Origin of the sequence: Klebsiella sp. ZJOU C1 (assembly GCF_035620215.1) — a bacterium.
Classification (GTDB): Bacteria; Pseudomonadota; Gammaproteobacteria; order Enterobacterales; family Enterobacteriaceae; genus Klebsiella; species Klebsiella variicola.
On record NZ_CP141644.1, the window covers coordinates 2306789 to 2325793 of the forward strand.

At 59.5% G+C, this 19005-nt stretch carries 17 protein-coding genes and 1 pseudogene; 13 read left to right on the forward strand and 5 right to left on the reverse strand.

The features are described from left to right. The first annotated feature begins 30 nt into the window (after positions 1–30). From SPE70_RS10890 to SPE70_RS10925, 8 genes and pseudogenes are all read left to right on the forward strand, one after another. Positions 31–294 (forward strand): PAAR domain-containing protein, encoded by a 264-nt coding sequence (locus tag SPE70_RS10890; RefSeq protein WP_074158377.1) that lies wholly within the window; start codon positions 31–33, stop codon positions 292–294. Continuing rightward, the gene (locus tag SPE70_RS10895; protein ID WP_071582734.1) at positions 294–1733 is read left to right on the forward strand and encodes a hypothetical protein; all 1440 of its coding nucleotides are present in this window, start codon (positions 294–296) and stop codon (positions 1731–1733) included. Before SPE70_RS10890 ends, SPE70_RS10895 begins: the two co-directional genes overlap by 1 nt. After that, positions 1730–5125, forward strand: coding sequence for an ImcF-related family protein (locus SPE70_RS10900; protein ID WP_086512234.1), 3396 nt, complete (start codon positions 1730–1732; stop codon positions 5123–5125). The genes SPE70_RS10895 and SPE70_RS10900 overlap by 4 nt, the downstream gene beginning before the upstream one ends. Beyond that, complete coding sequence (gene tssA, locus SPE70_RS10905; RefSeq protein ID WP_064170150.1) at positions 5122–6714, forward strand: type VI secretion system protein TssA; 1593 nt, start codon at positions 5122–5124, stop codon at positions 6712–6714. Before SPE70_RS10900 ends, tssA begins: the two co-directional genes overlap by 4 nt. Positions 6715–6793: 79 nt before the next feature. After that, a pseudogene (gene tssF, locus SPE70_RS10910) lies at positions 6794–8474 on the forward strand (type VI secretion system baseplate subunit TssF). Continuing rightward, positions 8438–9523, forward strand: a complete 1086-nt coding sequence (tssG, locus tag SPE70_RS10915; protein ID WP_324726597.1) for a type VI secretion system baseplate subunit TssG — start codon at positions 8438–8440, stop codon at positions 9521–9523. Before tssF ends, tssG begins: the two are co-directional and overlap by 37 nt. After that, entirely contained in the window at positions 9501–10043 is a 543-nt protein-coding gene (gene tssJ, locus SPE70_RS10920) for a type VI secretion system lipoprotein TssJ (protein WP_064170148.1), read from the forward strand. The genes tssG and tssJ overlap by 23 nt, the downstream gene beginning before the upstream one ends. A 124-nt stretch (positions 10044–10167) precedes the next feature. After that, the gene (locus SPE70_RS10925; protein ID WP_022066354.1) at positions 10168–10662 is read left to right on the forward strand and encodes a hypothetical protein; all 495 of its coding nucleotides are present in this window, start codon (positions 10168–10170) and stop codon (positions 10660–10662) included. A gap of 66 nt (positions 10663–10728) precedes the next feature. Here the strand turns inward: SPE70_RS10925 and bdcA are convergent, their stop codons facing one another. After that, complete coding sequence (gene bdcA / locus SPE70_RS10930) at positions 10729–11442, reverse strand: SDR family oxidoreductase (RefSeq protein ID WP_008805173.1); 714 nt, start codon at positions 11440–11442, stop codon at positions 10729–10731. Between the two features lie 73 nt (positions 11443–11515). Here bdcA and SPE70_RS10935 point away from each other — a divergent pair, with 73 nt between their 5' ends. Continuing rightward, positions 11516–12109: a TetR/AcrR family transcriptional regulator gene (locus SPE70_RS10935; protein ID WP_008805172.1), complete on the forward strand. Its 594-nt coding sequence runs from the start codon at positions 11516–11518 to the stop codon at positions 12107–12109. Between the two features lie 4 nt (positions 12110–12113). Here the strand turns inward: SPE70_RS10935 and SPE70_RS10940 are convergent, their stop codons facing one another. Beyond that, positions 12114–12869 (reverse strand): SDR family NAD(P)-dependent oxidoreductase, encoded by a 756-nt coding sequence (locus SPE70_RS10940; RefSeq protein WP_064170147.1) that lies wholly within the window; start codon positions 12867–12869, stop codon positions 12114–12116. A 158-nt stretch (positions 12870–13027) separates the two neighbouring features. Between SPE70_RS10940 and SPE70_RS10945 the strand changes: the two genes are divergently transcribed. Next, positions 13028–13906 carry an AraC family transcriptional regulator gene (locus SPE70_RS10945; protein ID WP_004151595.1) on the forward strand — a complete coding sequence of 293 codons (879 nt, stop codon included), beginning with the start codon at positions 13028–13030 and terminating at the stop codon, positions 13904–13906. 50 nt (positions 13907–13956) lie between these two features. Here SPE70_RS10945 and SPE70_RS10950 read toward each other — a convergent pair whose 3' ends face one another. Both SPE70_RS10950 and SPE70_RS10955 read right to left on the reverse strand, forming a co-directional pair. Further along, a complete protein-coding gene (locus tag SPE70_RS10950; protein WP_004179576.1) occupies positions 13957–14163 on the reverse strand; it encodes a YdgH/BhsA/McbA family protein in 207 nt (68 codons plus the stop codon). A gap of 25 nt (positions 14164–14188) precedes the next feature. Continuing rightward, positions 14189–15118 carry an aromatic alcohol reductase gene (locus SPE70_RS10955; protein WP_064170146.1) on the reverse strand — a complete coding sequence of 310 codons (930 nt, stop codon included), beginning with the start codon at positions 15116–15118 and terminating at the stop codon, positions 14189–14191. A gap of 138 nt (positions 15119–15256) precedes the next feature. Between SPE70_RS10955 and SPE70_RS10960 the strand changes: the two genes are divergently transcribed. Further along, positions 15257–16162 (forward strand): LysR family transcriptional regulator, encoded by a 906-nt coding sequence (locus SPE70_RS10960; RefSeq protein ID WP_064170145.1) that lies wholly within the window; start codon positions 15257–15259, stop codon positions 16160–16162. Positions 16163–16181: 19 nt separating this feature from the next. Here the strand turns inward: SPE70_RS10960 and SPE70_RS10965 are convergent, their stop codons facing one another. Then, entirely contained in the window at positions 16182–17105 is a 924-nt protein-coding gene (locus SPE70_RS10965; RefSeq protein ID WP_032732882.1) for a LysR family transcriptional regulator, read from the reverse strand. Between the two features lie 87 nt (positions 17106–17192). Here SPE70_RS10965 and SPE70_RS10970 point away from each other — a divergent pair, with 87 nt between their 5' ends. Together SPE70_RS10970 and SPE70_RS10975 are read left to right on the forward strand one after the other, a co-directional pair. Further along, positions 17193–18062 carry an MBL fold metallo-hydrolase gene (locus SPE70_RS10970; RefSeq protein ID WP_162550423.1) on the forward strand — a complete coding sequence of 290 codons (870 nt, stop codon included), beginning with the start codon at positions 17193–17195 and terminating at the stop codon, positions 18060–18062. After that, a complete protein-coding gene (locus SPE70_RS10975; protein WP_064170143.1) occupies positions 18055–18966 on the forward strand; it encodes an NmrA/HSCARG family protein in 912 nt (303 codons plus the stop codon). The genes SPE70_RS10970 and SPE70_RS10975 overlap by 8 nt, the downstream gene beginning before the upstream one ends. Positions 18967–19005 lie beyond the last annotated feature (39 nt).

Sequence of the window (19005 nt, forward strand, 5' to 3'; positions counted from 1 at the left end):
AGGTCTTAATTTTAACCAAAGGAATGGCAAGTGGGTAAATATATCGTTGTAATAGGGGATGCTACTTCACATGATGGTAGAGTAACTTCAGCCTCGTCCAGTTTTGAAATATCGGGAAAAAATGTCGCCCTCCTGAACGATACTGTATCCTGCCCGTATCATGGTACAAATAACATCATTGAGTGTGATTTTTCTGCCTATGAAGAAAACGGCCGTGGAGTTGTTATCCATCATTGTAAAACACAGTGCGGAGCTGTGGTTATTGCCAGTTTACAGGATATGGAGATCGGATAATGGGATGGTCTCTACCGGTTATTCCAAAGAAAAACAGCGCCCAACAGTGGTCGCCTTGGTTATGCCTCTTGATTGTTTTATTAGGTTTTGTTCTGTCGCTAATTATTGCAGTGTTGGACTCTCCGGAAAATAGATTTCTTTCTTTTAGTAGCGGTTATTGGCTGCCAATGATACTACAAACTACTATCGGATGTTTTACTGTAGTCACCTTCTACACGTTCTGGTGGGAGGTTCAAGCTTTTGCTGTATGGCGTTGGAATTCCTGGAGACATAATACGAATCTTCTGTGGTTCAGAAGAGCACACAAGCACCACTTTGTAAGCTTCCATTGTATAATACCAGCCAACTCTCAATTGCTCCCTAAAATCGCTGGTGTATCGTCGGAAAGCATTGATGAAAAACCGCCGCTGACACTGCTTCCTGGCGAGCCACTAACGCCGGGTATTTCGCGTTTTGAACAACTATGTCGATTACTGTTTGTCAGTATGCCACAGAGGCTTCTTGATAAGCATTCGGGTAATTTAACGGTGATGTTACTTACCTCCTCTAGCGAAAAAGAAGCGGAACAGCGGGCATTTCGACGACTCTGGGATAGCGAAAAACTCTCTGGTTTACCTTATACATTGGTGCTCCCGAAAGAGTTCGCCTTTAAAGACTGGAACCAGTGTGTATCTACTACATGCGGCAACATTCTGGTGCTGGCGATGCATTATCGGCAGCCTAATGAGTCATTACCAGAGTTTGCAAGCGTTTTACTGCTTAAACCATCATCTTTAGTTAAGCAAGGTGAATATAATTTTATCCCCAAAATTTTCCATGCAATGCCCCTTCGTGGTGATGCCATGGAGAATGAATTAATTGAGTGGCGTGATATGGGGCAACAACCATCAGATCAAAGATATTTAGTCTGGCATAGTGGATTAAACATTACGGTCCGACAAGAATTGGGTAGAGTTTTAAATACACTACCATTACCACTGATTGATAATATCGGAGTTGGGGGAGTAATTGATTTTGACAAGGAATTTGGCGTTTATAAAAGGCTTGCTGGATGGTTGATGATTGCGTCAGCTTGCGAAATGACACGTTATGGCCCAGCAACACATTTACTTTTGTGCGAAAATGAAAATGAGGGTTGGGCTGTGACAATAGGAAAGAGTTGTCCGGTGATTTCTCCCCAATTAAGAGAATTTTATTTATCCCCATTTCCTGCTGGAACAGTTATGATGGCGTTGTTGTTTAGTGTTAGTATTTTCGGTTTGATAGCAAATTGCTCACCCTCGATTGCATTTTCCTGGTCTGGCATGGTGATATTTTCATTTCTTCTTGTAGTATCTTTTTCTTTTATAGTCATTCTTACGCGCAATGTAATTTCAAAACTGCTGTATCCTCGTTTTGTTAAGGCTGTCAGAGAGCCCAAAAAGGAAAGGTTGGAATGAGAAAAAATATACGATTGGTAGGTTTTGGTCTCCTGATTTTGGTTATCTTACTCCTGATTGTTTTATTAATTTCTCAGATAAATAAAATCCCTGCCATTATTGAGGGATATTCCACCTGGTTAAAGATAGGCGCGATTATAGGAATATCTTGCATTTCCTGCGTAACAGCTCAGTTCGTCTTATTTGAGAGGCATATTGAAACACCATTTACCCCTGATGATGAGAACTATGTCAACGAGATGTATTATGCGACGGCAGAGAACAACAATGAATTAAAAAAATATCTTCAGCACCGCTATAGTTTCTTTTGGCGCCGCAAAGTCCGCCTGATTTTAGTCACCGGGGACGATACAGCAATCGAACAACTGGTGCCTGGTCTGCGTCAGCAGCGCTGGCTGGAGGGCCAGCGTACCGTTCTGATTTACGGCGGCAGTCTGCTCTGCGAACCCGATCGCCAACAATACGCCGCGCTGCGCAAGCTGCGCCGCGGCCGTCCTCTGGACGGGATTGTGCGGGTAATGCCGTCGTCTCTCACCCTGACGCCGCAGATAAGCGAGAGCGACCTGCGCGGGCTGGAAAAAATCAGCGAACTGCTGCGCTATGCCGCCCCGGTCTGGCTGTGGAAACTGTGCGATAGTGAGTGGCCGCAGGCTGACCGCGCGGTGCAGGCGGTAGGGGTTAGCTTCCCGTTACGCGCTACCGAGGACGATGTCGCCCGTCAGCTTGCGCAGATGCTGCCCATGCTGCGGGAGCAGGGGATGCACCAGATCTCAGCAGATACCCGCCACGACTTCCTGCTGCGTCTGGGGCAGCAGCTTATCGACGGGGAGATCGCGCAATGGCGCTGGCAGCTGGCGCCGTGGCTGACCGCCTCGCGGCAGCGGTTTGCACTGCGTGGCCTGATGTTTAGCCTGCCAGAGCCTCGCGCCAAGGACCCTTATCAGGAGGCTGATACCTCGCCTGCGGGCCAGCCTCATCTCCTGACTTTGCCCGCGACCTGGCAGGGGATCGTCGATGACTGCCGCCGTTTACGCGGGCATCACGTGGGAATGGCATGGGAGCGGGGCCTGGCGTGCGGTCTGCTGGCCATCCTCGGCCTGTGGGCGGCGGGACTGCTGCTCTCCTTTGCCCTCAATTACAGTCAGATTGCTTCGGTAGCGGGAAAAGCCCGCGACCTGGTGGCCCACCCCTCCGTTTCTGACTATCAACTGACGGCCCTTCATGCCCTGCGCAACGAAGCCGGCCGTCTCGTGCACGATGGGCAGAAGGGAGCTCCCTGGTATCGGCGCTTTGGTCTGGACCATCATCAGCAACTATTAGACGCCGTCCTGCCCTGGTACGGTGTGGCAAATCATCGCCTGATACGTGACCCGGCCAATGCCGCGTTGCAGCAGGCGCTCAGCGCGCTGGTCAACTCCGCCCCCAATAGCGACCAACGAGCCCAGCTGGCGAAACCAGGCTATGACCAGCTGAAAGCCTGGCTGATGATGGCTCGTCCGGATAAAGCCGATGGCGCATTTTTCGCGCAGACCATGAAAACGGTCCAGCCGACGCGAATGGGGATCTCGAGCGGGCTGTGGCAAAGTCTGGCGCCGGATTTGTGGGCCTTTTATCTCTCCCTGCTGCCCGAGCGGCCAGAGTGGAAGATAACTCCGGATGCGCAACGGGTGAGTCAGAGCCGTCAGGTTCTGTTGCAGCAGCTAGGTCGCCGCAATGCCGAAAGCACCTTATATGAAAACATGCTTAAATCCGTGCGTCGTAATTTTGCCGATGTGTCGCTGGAAGACATGACCAGTGGCACCGACGCGCGCCGCCTGTTTACCACCGATGAAGTGGTCCCGGGGATGTTTACCCGCCAGGCATGGGAAGGCGGCATTCAGCAGGCCATTGATAAGGCAGCCAGCTCGCGCCGGGAGGAAATCGACTGGGTGCTGAGCGATTCGCGCAAAACGGTGTCGACAGACCTGTCGCCGGAGGCGCTGAAAGCGCGTCTGACCCGACGCTACTTCACCGATTTCGCCGGCAGCTGGCTGAATTTTCTCAACAGTCTGCGACTTAATCCGGCGACCAATATCGCCGATGTTACCGACCAGCTCACGCTGATTAGCGATGTCCGCCAGTCGCCGCTGATTGCCCTGATGAATACCCTTGCCTGGCAGGGGCAGGCGGGGCAACAAAGGGAGGGGCTGTCGGACAGCCTTATTAAATCGGCCAAAGATCTGGTGGGCGGGAAAGACAAGCTGGTCATCGACCAGTCGGCAGCCGGCCCGCAGGGGCCTCTGGATGACACGTTCGGCCCACTGCTCCAGCTAATGGGGAAAAACACGGGTAGCAACGTCATGTCGGCCGATAGCACCCTGAGCCTGCAAACCTATTTGACCCGTATCACCCGCGTGCGCCTGCGCCTGCAGCAGGTTGCGAATGCCTCCGATCCGCAGGAGATGATGCAGACCCTGGCGCAGACCGTCTTCCAGGGGAAAAGCGTCGACCTGACCGACACGCAACAATATGGCAGCCTGATTTCGGCAAGCCTTGGCGAAGAGTGGAGTGGCTTCGGTAACACTCTGTTTGTGCAGCCGCTAACTCAGGCCTGGGAAACCGTGCTTCTGCCGTCGGCGGCCAGTCTGAATGACAAATGGCGCCGATCGGTGGTCGCCAACTGGCACACCGCCTTTGACGGACGCTTTCCGTTTGCCGCCAGCAAAAGCGATGCCTCCCTGCCGATGCTGGCTGAGTTTGTGCGCAAAGACAGCGGGCGGATCGAACGTTTTCTCACGACGGAGCTGAACGGTGTCTTGCATAAAGAAGGCAGTCAATGGGTGCCGGATAAGGTCAACAGCCACGGCCTGGTCTTTAATCCGGCCTTTCTGCGCGCCATCAACCAGCTAAGCCAGCTGTCTGACATTCTTTTCACCGACGGAAGCCAGGGGATCAGCTTTGAGTTACAGGCCAGGCCTGCCCCGGAGGTTGTCGAGACACAGTTGACGATAGACGGCCAAAAGCTGCGCTATTTCAATCAGATGGCCGACTGGCAGACTTTCCGCTGGCCGGGGGAGACGTATAAACCCGGCACTCTGCTGACCTGGACCAGCGTCAATGCGGGCACGCGCCTGTTCGGTGACTACAGCGGTACCTGGGGCTTTATTCGCTGGCTGGAGCAGGGTAAACGCCAGCAACTCGAACGCAGCCAGTGGATGATGAGCTTCACCGCTCCGGATGGCCGCACCCTGCAGTGGGTATTGCGCTCCCAGCTTGGGAGCGGCCCGCTGGTGCTTCTGGCGCTGCGCGGATTGACCCTGCCGGATCAGATTTTCACTGTCGATGCGGCTGAGAGCGCACAGGCCCTGACGACGGGGGTAGGGAATAGTGACATGGATGAGATGGAATTATGAGTATTTTACAAAATCTGGTTGCCGCCAGTCAGTTGGATGAAAGCGTACTGCGCCAGCAGGCCCGGTCACGCCAGGCGCAGTGGCAGTCCTGGCTTGCGCCAATCAGTGATAGCCAGCCCACCGGGAGCGATCCGGGCTATGACGATGATTTTCAGCGTATCCGCGAGGAGGTCAATAAGATCTCCGGTGTCGATACCGAACTGATTTGCCAGCTGGCAGAAAAACTGCTGACTCAGACCTGCAAGGATCTGCGCGTGATCACCTTTTACGTGTGGGCGCGTCTGCAGCGGGATGGCGAAACCGGTCTGGCGGAGGGCGTTACGCTGCTGGCGGCAATGCTTGAGCGGTTTGGGGCTATGCTCCATCCCCAGCGTGAACGTAGCTGTAAATCGGCGCTGGAATGGCTTGGCAGTCGCCGGATGTCGGACAGTCTGTCTCTTTATCCGGAAGTCGACATGACCACTATGCAGGTCATTATCGGGGCGTTATTGCTGGCGGAAGCCACTTTTTCCGGCTTGGCTGAAGCATCTCGCCCCGATCTTTCCGGGCTATATCAGATACTGGAGAACCGCCTGGTGCAAAGCGGCGGAGCCCACAGTCTGGTGCCGCAGACCAGCCGCGAAGAACACGATCTGCTACCCCAACATGCAGACACCGCGCCGGTAATGCATACCGTCACGTCAGGTCGTGATTTGCTCGATCAGGCTAAGGTGTTGGCGAAATATCTGCGTGAGTGTCCCGGCGGATGGCTGGCAGGTCATCATCTGATGAAGAGTGTGCGTTGGGATACGTTAACGGAGTTACCGCCGCTGGATGCCACGGGCCGGACCCGGCTATTGCCTCCCAAGCCTGAGAGTAAAGCCCATCTTAAGCGGTTGTATTTACAGAAAAGCTGGTCGGAACTGCTGGAGCATACGGACACGCTGTTGGCGCAAGGCGTCAACCATCTGTGGCTGGATGTGCAGTGGTACGCCTGGCAGGCGCTGCTGAAACTGGATGCTGACAGTGTACGGGCCGATATCCTGTGCCGGGATATGAAAGGGCTACTGGCTCGTCTGCCGGGGCTGGAAACCCTGGCGTTTAACGATGGTACGCCATTCGCCGATGAAGTAACGCTCAACTGGCTTAACGAGCGTGTTCTGGATGAGATGGCCGGATGGCAAGATGAGCCGGTAATGGCGGCGACCAGCGCTGATGAGGTGCTGTCGCTGGAGCCAGAAGTGCTCACCCGCGCGGACGATGAAGGTATTGAGTCGGCGCTGAACTGGTTACAGGCGCAGCCGGGCTATACCACCAGCCGCAATCGGTGGCTGATGCGCTTACTGATGGCGCGGGTCAGCGAGCAGTACGGAAAAAATGAAATGGCGCTACATCTGCTGGCGGAACTCGACAGCCATGCCCGGGAAATGACGCTCGAACAATGGAAGCCGGAGCTTATCTTTGAGGTCAAAGCCCGCCGACTCCGGCTGCTCAGAGGCAAGGCCGGGCGCAGTGAGGCAGAAAAAAATCGCTTGCTGCCAGAAATGGAGTCATTGCTTGCCGGGCTCATCGCTCTGGATCCCGCTCGCGCTGCGGTGCTGTGCGCATAATTCACGCATCATTCACATTGCACTCCCTGCACTTGCTGTTCTCTGCATATCTGAAAGCTATTACTCATTCTGGTGATTTATGGACGATTTAACCCTGCGTTATTACGACGCTGAAATGCGCTACTTGCTGGAAGCGGGTGAAGAGTTTGCCCGTGCTCATCCTGAGCAGGCGGCAATGCTCAATCTCGACAAAGCGGGCGCCCGCGACCCCTTTGTCGAGCGCCTGTTTGAAGGTTTTGCCTTCCTGATGGGCCGCATGCGCGAGAAACTCGATGACGATCGTGGAGTTCACCCCCGACTGGCCGGAAATGAAAGAGCCGATGACGATGGCCAAAGGCTTTGAAGTGCTTTCCCGGCCGATCGGTGAAAAGGGCACGCGCTGCCGGTACACCACCACCAAAGCGATCGCTCTGCAGCCGTTATCTCTTGAGCACGCCCGGCTGGCCACCGATACGGATGGCCGGTCGGTGATCACGCTGCGCTTTAACTGCAGCCAGCTGACGGACTGGAGCCGGGTCGATCTCAGTCATATCCCGCTCTACTGCAACGCCGATGCGCCGCTGGCCTGCGCCATGCACGAGGCCTTTACCCTCAATGTGGCCCGGATGTGGCTGCGCATGTCCGATGAGGTGGACAGAAGGCCGCTGGACGGGTATTTCAGCGCGCTGGGATTTGGCGAGGAGGACAGCCTCTGGCCTGAAGATGGCCGCAGTTTTCGCGGTTACCAGCTGCTGCTGGAGTATTTTACCTTCCGCGAAAAGTTCATGTTCATCGATCTGCGCGGGCTGGAGACGGTGGCTTTTCCGGCCGGACTGGCGTGGTTTGAAATCGACGTCGTGCTGGCGGAACGCTGGGAACATGACTTCCGCTTCAGCGAAAAGCAGCTGCGCCTGCACTGCGTGCCAGTGATCAACCTGTTTCCGCTGGAGTCCGATCCGCTGACCATCAATTCCCTGCAGACCGAATACCCGCTGCGCCCGATGCGCGTGCAGGACGGCCACACCGAAATTTACACCGTCGATTCCGTGATCTCCTCGCACCAGCAGGTTTACGCGCCGTTCTCAAGTTTTCGCCACAAAGGCGGCATGATGCGTCATGACGCGGCGGACTATTACTATCATACCCGGGTGCGCCGTGGCCCCTCCGGGCTGTACAACACCTGGCTTATCGTCGGCGGAGAAGCCTTTGATAATCATACCGTACCGGAAGACGAAAGCCTGTCGCTGACCCTCACCGGAACTAACGGCCAGCTGCCGCGTCGCGCGCTGCAGAGCACCGTGCTTGATACGGTGATGAAAACCACTTCCGCCAGCGTCGCAGTGCGTAACCTCTGCGCACCAACGCTGCCGTGCTATCCCCCCGCCCAGGACCGTTTTCACTGGCGGGTGCTGAGCCATCTGGGCAGCAGTTTTCTTTCCCTGATGGACAACGCTGAAGTCCTGCGCGGCACCCTGGCGCTGTATGAATGGACCGACAGCGAGATGAATCGTCGGCGTCTGGAAGCCATCCTCGACGTGAAGCACTGCGCAACAGAGCGCTTTGCGCAGGGCCATCTGGTGCGCGGCGTGCAGATCGAAGTCACCCTCGACAGTCACGGCTTTGCCGGACGAGGCGACATATGCCTGTTTGGCGAGATGCTTAGCCGCTTCTTTGCGCTCTACACCGACATCTACTTGTTCAACCGCCTGATTATCATTCTGCAACCAACCGGAGAACGACTGGAATGGGAAGAGAAGCACAGCCGACGCATTCCCGGCTGAACCCACGGCTGGAAGCCGACCTGCCGCGGATCAATTTTTACCGCTTCTGCCAGCTTCTGGAAAAGCGGCGTCCCGGCCAACCGCAGATGGGAGAGACCAGCCATTCGGCAGACGATCCGGTGCGTTTTTACCCGCATCCGGGGATGGGATTTCCCGCCAGCGAACTGAAAGCCGTGGAATACGATGAGGCTGATGAAAGCAGGCCGCCGGTCATTCGCACCACCTTTATGGGGTTGTACGGTGTCGATTCGCCGCTCCCGACGGCATATCTCGATGATATCGCCCAGCGCAGGGAAGGGCATGAAGCGCTGCAGGGCTTACTGGATATCTTCAGCCACCGGATCATGACGCAGTTTTACCGCATCTGGCGGAAATACTCCTGGCCCGCCACCTTTGAGCCCGGCGGCACCGATCGTCTCTCGCAGTCGCTGCTGGGCCTGGCGGGGCTGGGCATCCCCGGCACGACGCAGCATATCGCCTCGCCGGCGTCGCGCTTTCTGGCGCTAACTGGCGTGCTGCGTCAGCCGGGCAAAACCCAGCAGGGGATCCAGGCGCTGGTCACCCTGCTGGCCCCGGAGACCACCGTCAGGGTGAGCCCGTACAGCCTGCGTCCGGTGGCGATCAGCCAGCCGCTGGGGTTTTACGGCGATGACGACTTCTTCCTGGACGGCAATATGCCGCTGGGTGACGAAGCGATGGATGCCAGCAGCCAGCTCCTCGTCGCCCTCGCCACTGATAACCCCGTGGAGGCGCAGGGCTGGAAGCCTGACGGCCCGCTGTTTCGGGACTTTCTCATCCTGCTGCGGGTATACCTCGGCTGGCGATTCCGGGCCAACATCACCCTGACCGCGCCGACCCGACTGCTGGCTGTCCCGCCGCTGGGGGACGAGCCGTTCTGGCTCGGTATGAATGGCGTGCTGGGTGTGGGGGAGGGCGAGTGTCAGGACGATATTCCTCAGACCTTTACCACCGAGCTGGGTACCTATACGGGCCTGCAGCCTGCCACCTTTCTACAAGGAAACCGACGTGTTACGTACAAGTTTGACTAAAACCGCCTGCCTGCTGCCCCTGCTTGCGCTTTGTCTGAGCGGGTGCGGGCTCACCCAGCGTGTCTCGGAGGGGACCAAAACCGCCTTCAACGCCGTTTTTTATAAGCAAATTAATACGCTGCATCTGGACTTTACCGCGCGCGAAGCGCTCAACACCGATGCCAGAGAGAATCACTCGCTCTCTGAACCGGTTGTGGTGCGCATCTATCAGCTTAAAGATCGCCAGACCTTTGACCGGCTGGTTTACCAGCAACTGCTGGAGGAGGGGGATATTCTGCTCGCCGCCGATCTCCTCGCCAGTCGCGATGTGGTGATCAGTCCCGGAGGGGATGCCAGTCTGAATATGCCGCTGGAAGCAGAGGCGACGTTCGTGGCGGTTGTCGGCCTGTTCCGCCATCCGGACACCGAAAGAAATACCTGGAAGCAGGTGCTGGGGCGTGAGGAATTGGACCCGGACAAGCCGCGCATTTTCACCGCCGAACGCAACCAGTTACGGCTCAGGCCTGAAGCGGCGAAGTAACGTCGAAAACAAACATTTGTGGCGGGGCTATCGCGCCAGTTCGCCCTCAATCTTCGTAACCAGCGAACGGGCGATAACCATCTTCATCCAGCCCACCGGCTTCATCACAGCACAGGGAGATAACGTGACAGCGAGGGAACGTTTTTTTAAGAAACTGCAGCAACAGCAAAATCCGCAGCGGACAGCGGCCCTCGACGGCTCGGCCGCCGCGGATATCGCCAGGTTTCGTCAGCAGATGGCGGCGCTGGCTCAGCAGATAAGTCAGTGGTTTGATGGAACCGGTATTGAGGTGGTGATTTCGACCCGCCACCTCCACGATCTGAGTACCCTTGGCTACAGCCTCAACAGCGGCATCTGCCGCTACGATATCCCGGCCATTCGTCTGCAAAACGGCGAGCGCAGCGTCAATATCGTGCCGCAGCAGCTGTTGGATGGCGTGGAAAAGGGGATCGTGACGCTGAGTCTCGAGACACCCGGCGGTACGGGCTCCCGGGAGGTGTTTTATCTTAGCCTGGCCCCGGAGGATGGCTGGATGATCCGCAAGGCGCACCAGTCCCCGCAAGCGCGGCTTATGCTTACCGAAGATCGCTTTTTTATGGCGGTCGACAGCCTGGCCTGACAATCCCTGACAGGCGATGACGTTCCCGCGGCGGCGGTGCAAAGCGCGCATCGCCGCCCGGGGATATCAGGCGCCAAACGCGCCGTCGATGGTGTGCATGGCGCCCGTGACAAATGACGCCTCCGGACCGGCCAGCCACGCCACCATTCCCGCCACCTCTTCCGGGCGGCCATGGCGCTTAATGGCCATAAAGCTGTGCATCAGCTCTTTCATCGGACCGTTCTCCGGGTTGGCGTCGGTATCAACAGGGCCGGGCTGGACGACGTTGACCGTGATGCCGCGCGGGCCAAAATCCCGCGCCAGGCCACGCGCCAGCCCCTGCAGGGCCGATTTGCTGACCGCATAGGCCGCCATTCCCGGCACCGGCATGCGATCGCCATTGACTGAACCGATGACAATAATGCGCCCGCCTTCCGGCATGCGGCGCGCCGCTTCCACGGAGGCATGGTAGGGGGCATGAATATTGATGCGGAACAGGCGATCGATGGCATCGCTGTCCTGCTCGAGGGCATCGCCGAAAATGGCGATCCCGGCATTGACCACTAACACGTCCAGCGGGCCGCTGTCGCGGACCAGGCTTATCACCGCATCACGATCGGCGCTATCCGCCTGCACCGCCGTGCTGCCGGTCTCCGCCGCCAGCCGCTCGGCCGCTTCCGGCGAACCGGAATAGCTAAACACCACCGATGCGCCATCGGCGACAAAACGCCTGACAATCGCCGCGCCAATTCCCCGACTCCCGCCTAAAACCAGCACTGATTTGTTGTGAAATGCTGTCATATCCCGTACCTCATGATATTGTAGTGACGATTACAATATGCTGCGGCAAAACAGGCTGTCAAGGATTAATATAGTGACCACTACAAAATCAGGGCGTACTCCGGGACGTCCTCGCCAGTTTGATGCGGAACAGGCCATTGAAACGGCGCAACGCCTCTTTCACGCGCGAGGCTATGACGCGGTGAGCGTGGCCGATCTGACCCAGGCTTTCGGTATCAATCCCCCGAGTTTTTATGCCGCTTTCGGCAGCAAGCTCGGGCTGTATACCCGCGTCCTGCAGCGCTACAGCCAGACCGGGGCCATTCCCATCGACGCCCTGCTGCGAGACGACCAGCCGGTGGCGGCGTCGCTCATCGCCGTGCTGCAGGAGGCGGCTCGCCGCTATGTGGCCGATCCGGCCGCCGCCGGCTGTCTGGTGCTGGAGGGGGTACATTGCCAGGATGCCGACGCCCGAGGGGCGGCTGGCGAATGGCATGCTGCGGCGAGGGCCAAAATCCAGCAGTATATCGCCCGCCATCGCCCGCAGGACGCGCTGCGGGTGACTGACTATATGGATACGCTGATGCTTGGCCTGTCGGCGAAAGCGCGGGAGGGGGATAGCCTGCCGCGTCTTCTGGAGACCGTGCGGCTGGCAGGCCTGGCGCTGGAGCACATCCTGCCAGCCTGAGTCGTCAGATGGTTTGTCCGCCCGACACCTCGATCCGCTGGGCGGTCACCCAGCGGTTATCGTCGCGCAGCAGGCTGGCGATCATTGGCCCAATATCCTCAGGAACGCCCACCCGTCCCAGCGCCGTCATGGCGGCAAACTGCGCGTTAACCCCCGCGTCGTCCCGCACCAGCCCGCCGCCAAAATCGGTGGCGATAGCCCCGGGGGCGATGGTATTGACGGTGATGCCGCGTCCGCCCAGCTCGCGGGCCATGTACACGCTCAGCATCTCCACGGCCGCTTTGGCCGCAGCGTAAGCGGAGAAGCCAGGATAGGAGACGCGGGTCAGCCCGGAGGAGAAGTTAACGATCCGTCCGCCGTCTGCCAGCAGCGGCAGCAGGGTTTGTACGAGGAAAAATACCCCCTTAACGTGGACGTTAAACAGCCCGTCGAACTGCGCTTCGCGCGTTTCGGCCAGCGGGGTGAATTCGCCGTGCCCTGCGTTATTGATCAGGTGGTCGAAAGTGGCCCGCCCCCAGACGCTGGCCAGCGCGCTGCCGAGGCTGTCGGCGAAGGCCGGGAAGCTGGCGGTTTGCGCCATATCCAGTGGCAGGGCGATGGCCTTGCGCCCCAGGGCGCGGATGTCGGCGACCACCTCTTCCGCCTGTTCGAGATTGCCGCGGCAGGTGACGATGACATCCCCACCCTGGCGGGCGATATCCAGTGCAGTCTGACGGCCAAGGCCGCGGTTGGCGCCGGTAATAAGTGCAATCTTAGTCATGTTCGGTCCTCTCTGGTATGTTGAGGCTCTACAATAGGGGCCGCGCGTCAGGCCGGGTTGCCCAATCCTTGTTATTTTTTGCCCATTTCTCTCCGTTCACTCCCTTTTCCCGGGAAATAGCGCATACTCAGGCTTTAAAACTTGCCTGAAAGGATCTTATGCGCGACGCCCTGTTCGATCTCTGCCGCCGGTTTGCCGATGCTCATGTCGATAGCAGTGGGGTGGCGGTTACCCCGGTTCCCGGCATCACCCTGGTGCGGGCCCTGCATCCTGGCGACCTGCAGGCGGCCATCGCCAGGCCGCTGGTGGCCATGCTGCTCCAGGGGCGCAAGAGCGTGACCACCGGCCTGGCGAGCTTTGACTATGGCCCGGGCGAGGCGATGGTGATTGCCGCGGATGTCCCCACCACCAGCCAGATCACCGAGGCCAGTCAGCGTTTTCCCTATTACGCGCTGGTGCTGGAGCTGGACCTGGCTATCCTGCGCGAGCTGCAGGAGGCCGGGCCGTCAGGGCCGGATGAGGCGCCCCGCGTCGGTATCGAACCGATGAATGCCGATGTGACGGACGCCGCTTACCGGCTGGCAAGACTGTTTGATCAACCGGGGGCGCTGGCGGTGCTGGGGGAAGGTCTGCGGCGGGAGCTGCATTACTGGCTGTTGCAGAGTGTCCACGGGCCGGCCATTCGGGCGCTGGGCGCCGTAGACAGCCATTCGGCGCGGATCCGCCGGGCGGTGGCGATGCTGCGCCGGGATTTTATGCAGCCAGTCAGCGTCGACGCCCTGGCCGACGCCGCCGGGATGAGCGTCTCTGTCTTTCACCGTCATTTCCGCGCCATGACCACGCTGTCGCCGCTGCAATTTCAGAAGCAGTTACGCCTGATCCACGCCCGCCGCCTGATGTTGGCGGAAGGGATGAGCATTGCCCAGGCTGCCGGGGAGGTGGGCTATATCAGCGTGTCGCAGTTCACCCGGGAATACGCTCGCCTGTACGGCGCGCCGCCGGGCCGCGATCGTCGACGGGAAAAAATGAGCGCCTGACCTGGCGCGCGGGCAGGCGGCAGCTCATCCCTGAGCCTGACGCCGGTGGTTTAGTCCGCGATTTTCGCCGTGATATGCACTTTGTTGCCCATCCGCGCTTCAGTGATGCGATAGGTAGTCGCGCCCTCGCGGGCGGCCTGCTGGCGGATTTTGCTCTCCGCATGGTCCAGGGTATCGCCGGTGGCGGTGATGGTTCTGGCATTTGCCGCCAGGGGCAGCAGACAACTCAATACGATCAGTGGAATCAACTTGTTCATCGTCATTCTGTCCTGTGAGAGAAAATCAGCGCGCGGTCTGCAGCCAGCCGGCAATGTCCTGGGTCGGCAGCTGGTGGCGGGCATTCCAGGTGTCGCCCATCGGCCACCACACGCCATCCCCCCGGGCGAAGGCGGCGCGATAGCGCAGCATGGCGTCATCCGGGTCTGTCCGCAGCTGCTCCAGCAGGGCGGGCAGGGTGTGGACGGCTTTGCTGAACGTCTGCTGCGTTACGCGCTCCACGGTATCTGCCAGCTGCCGGTAAGAGGTCGTTTCGCCGGCAACAAACACCACCTCGTTGACGATCCGCGGCTGATGCAGATAAATCGCCGTGGTCAGGCGGCCAATATCCGCCGGTGAGGTGACGGTCACCTGGGTATCCCAGCTGCCAAGGGCGTGAAGGGTTCGGTTGGATAAATTCACTACATCGAAGTCTGATTCGAAGAGAAAGCTGGTAAACATCCCGGTGGAGACAATGACCCACTCCGTGGCCCGCTGCGCGCGCAGCAGGGTCCGGACATCGTACTGCTCGTCCCAGACCGGCTGACCGCTGCCTTTGCCGACCACATCGTAATTGACGCCAAACTGCCAGGGAAAATAGCGGGGTACCCCGGCCGCCAGCACCGCGCGGGTAATTTTCAGCTGTGTCCCCGGACCGGCGACAAACCCCATGCAGTTAATCACGGTGGTGAATCCGCGAAACTGATCGGCCAGCGTCTCCATGGCGCTACCGGCGATGTCGACGGCGAGGAAGGTGGCTCCGGCGTCGGCCAGCGCCTGATGGTTTGCCGACCGCAGCTGGCCGGCTTCATCCCTGGCCGCCGGCGAGACGATAACCGAGACCGTGCCCTGGCGCTGGATCACCGCAGGCACCAACGCATCGAGAACGGCGGCGCCCAGTTGTCCTGCTCCCAGCACCAATACCTTTTCCTCATGATTAAGATTATCAGTTTTCATTTTGACTCCTTGCTCAGTTAAGCCTTGTACTGACTGGCTACAGGCTCAGTGTAGGGGGGCGGGCATCATTCGATAAGAACAGGATTTCGGGTTAGACTGTTCGTGATAATGGGATAATAATTGCCGGGGGAGTACGAAATGGACAGACTGGATGCCATGCAGTTGTATGTTGCGGTTGTGGATGCCCACAGCTTCGCCCGTGCGGCGGAGGTGCTCGGGCAGCCGCGCTCCACGGTATCGCGGGTGGTGAAGGAGCTGGAAGCCTGGCTCGGGGCGCAGCTTCTCCAGCGCACCACCCGCAAGCTCAGCGTGACGGCGGAGGGTCGCCGGTATTATGAGGAGTGTAAAAGGCTGCTGGCCGAGATGGCGGCGATGGAAGCCTCCTTTCCCGGGCGCTCGGCTCAGCCCGCCGGGCGATTCAAAGTGGGGATGCCGCAATCCCTTGCCCGCCACTGCATTCTGCCGAGGATCGGCGAGTTTTTGCAGCAGTATCCCGACCTGGAGCTGATCCTCTGCTCAAGCGACAACGTGGAAGATATTATCCAGGAGGGGTATGACTGCGTGATCCGTACCGGGCGGATCGAAGATTCCACCACCCTGGTGGCGCGTCCTCTGGCTCGCTACCGCTGGATGGTCCTCGCCTCGCCGGCCTGGCTCGCGGCCCACGGCCGGCCGCAGAGCATCGACGATCTGCACCACCACCGGGCGGTGGGCTACCTGAACCACCGTACCGGGCGGACCATCGACTGGCTTTTCTCCCTCGATGACGGCGGCTGCGCGATCCGTATGCAGGAGACGCTGGTGGTCGACGATACCGATGCCTACATTCAGGCGGGCATTCAGGGGCTGGGCCTGATCCGCGTCGCCAGCTATCTGGCGCAACCTTATCTGCAGAGCGGGGCGCTGGTCGCCTGTCTGGAGCAGGCCGCTTCTGATCTTCCCTTGTCGCTGGTCTATCCGCAAAACCGCTATCTGCCGCCGGCGGTGCGCGCGTTTTATGACTGGAGCAGGCGCGTTCTGCAACCCCCGCTCAGCGAGGCCTGATCCCGGGGCATCGGCCCGGTTATTGACCGCGCATGGCCTGTTTTAACTTCGCCACCAGCCAGTTCAGCGCCGGATCCTGCACCCGGCGTTTGTGCCGCAAAATGCACAGCGTAAATTCCGGATACGCTACCGGCGGAGCGTCCGCGCGCAGCGCGTACTGCGCCTGCCAGCGCTGCGCCAGCCCCTGCGGGACGGTGGCGAACAGCGGCAGGGTGGTCAGCAGCAGGGGAAAGGTGGAGAAATTCTGCGTGGCAAAGCGCACGCGCCGCGCGAGTCCCTGGCTGGCGAGCTGGCGGTCAATTTCACCGTGGCCGGTTTCGCGATAGGCCACCATCACATGTTCCCAGGCGACAAAGTCGCTCACCGACAGCGGCCCGCGACAGGGGATCTGCTGCGGCGACCACAGGGTGGTGACTCCCATGGTCATCACTGGCTCGCTGACCACCTCCCCGCGGCTCTGTTTGTTGACAGACACCGCGACATCAATGCGCTCCTCCTCCAGCAGCTGGCGAACCTGGAAGGGGTCGGCGGCTATCGACTGCAGTGAGACCCCGGGCGCCTCCTGCATCAGCCCGGGTAACAGCTGGGGCATCAGCCAGTGTTCGCTCCAGTCGCTGAGGCCGATGCGAAAAAGCTGCTGTGCGCGCGCCGGGACGAACTCCCCGGCGCCAAACATCGCTGAATGCAGGTTTTCCATCAGCGGCTGCAGGTCGGTCATCAGCGCTTGCGCCCGCGGCGTCGGCAGCATGCCTCTGGCGCTGCGCACGAACAGCGGGTCGTCAAACATCTCGCGCAGGCGTTTCAGCGCCCCGCTGATAGCCGGCTGGCCAAGATGCAACACCTCTGCGGTGCGGGTGACGCTCGCTTCGCGGTACAGCACCATCAAGACCGTCAACAGATTCAGATCGATACGACTAAAATCATTTTCAATGATTTTCTTCATTATGATAATCAATTTGAATGTGGGTTATCCCGGCAGCATAGTGAATCTCACCCCGATAAATCAACCAGCGCAATGCGCGCGGAGGGTGTGATGCAAACTTACCAGACAGGCGATAGCCTGATTTTCAAAGTGCCGGAGCGCGAGATTACCCTGCAGCCGGCGGCGCTCTATCCACAGGCGTTCCCGGTAGCGGAGGCGGACAACGTTATTCAGTCGATTGCGCTGTCGATCCACAGCTGGGTGGTGCAGACCCCCCACGATCTGATTGTTATCGATACCGCCACCGGCAACGGTCGGGAGCGCGGCGGCAATCCGCTCTATCATCAACTTAACACGCCGTATCTGGAGAATCTCCGCGCCGCGGGAGTGAACCCGGAGGACGTGACCCTGGTGCTACTGACCCACCTGCATACCGACCATGTCGGATGGAATACCGTCTGGCAGGACGATCGCTGGGTGCCGCTGTTCCCCAACGCCCGCTACCTGTGCTCGGCAAAAGAGCTGACGCGGGTGAAAAACAGCGAACGCTACCGGGCGCTGTGGCTCGACAGCCTGCTGCCGGTGATCGAGGCCGGCCAGCTGGAAACCGTCGATGTGGCGGCCCGGCCGCGGGTCGGCGGGCGGATCGACTTTATCCCCACCCCCGGCCACAGTCCGGACCATGCCGCGCTGATCCTCGCCGCTGGAGATGACTACGCCTGTTTCTCCGGCGATCTCCTTCATTCCCCGCTCCAGTTTGCCCATCCGCAGTGGAACTCAGCGTTCTGCGGCGATCCCCGGCAGGCGGAAGCCTCGCGACGGGAGATGATGGCGTGGGGAGCCAGCCATCATGCTCAATGGTTCACCGGGCATTTTGCCGGGTCTTCCTGCGGCTGGCTGGAGGAGGATAAGCAAGGTGACTATCGCTGGCGAGAGGCCGGGCAACAAGCTGCAGATAAGGGGAACAGTGATGAATAATGCGCAAAGCGTGTTGATTTTTGGCGCCACCGGTCAGCAGGGCGGCTCGGTGGCGCGGGCGCTGCTGCACCGCGGCTGGCGGGTTCGGGCGCTGGTCAGGGATCCTTTCTCCGCCGGGGCCGCTGCGCTGGCGGCGCGGGGAGCCGAGCTGGTCGTGGGAACCTTTGAAGACCGGGCGGCAATGCGGTCGGCAATGGCCGGGGTCGACGGCGTCTTCAGCGTCCAGCCCAGTTCGCCGGGAGGGACGGTGACCGATGAGCAGGAGGTACGCTACGGGATAACCATCGCCGATCTCGCCGTCGAGTGCGGGGTGAAGCATCTGGTGTACAGCTCCGGCAGCGCGGCGGGGGAGACGCCCACCGGCGTAGCGCATTATGACACCAAAGCGGAAATTGAACGGCATATCCGCCGCCTGCCGCTGGCGGCGACCATCGTGCGTCCCGCCACCTTTATGGAGCTGTTGGTGATGCCCGGTTTTGGTCTTGATGAAGGTCATTTTCACTTTTTTATGCTGCCGGAGGGGAGGATGCAGGTGCTGGCGGTGGAGGATATCGGCCATCTTGTCGCGGCGGTTTTTGCCGCGCCAGCGCGGTTTGCCGGCAAGACGTTTGAGATCGCCAGCGACAGCGTGACCGGCCGTCAACTGGAGGCGTTATTCTCCGCGGCGGCGGGACGGCCGATCCCCTATTCGCGATTTTCCGATGAGGTGCTGGCCGCCAGCCCTTTTCTGCACAAGCTGACCGGGCTGGTGGACGACGGGCGGCTGGCCGGGCACGCCGACCTCGACGCCATGCGCCAGCTGCACCCGCAGCTGCACACCTTCGCCGGCTGGCTGTCCGGCCCTGGCCGTCCCGCCTTCGAGCGGGCGCTGACCAGCGGGGCCAACTGGGCGTTTAATCGTTAAAGGCGGGCGTACCGGTCACTCTCGAGGCGTGCTGTCTCG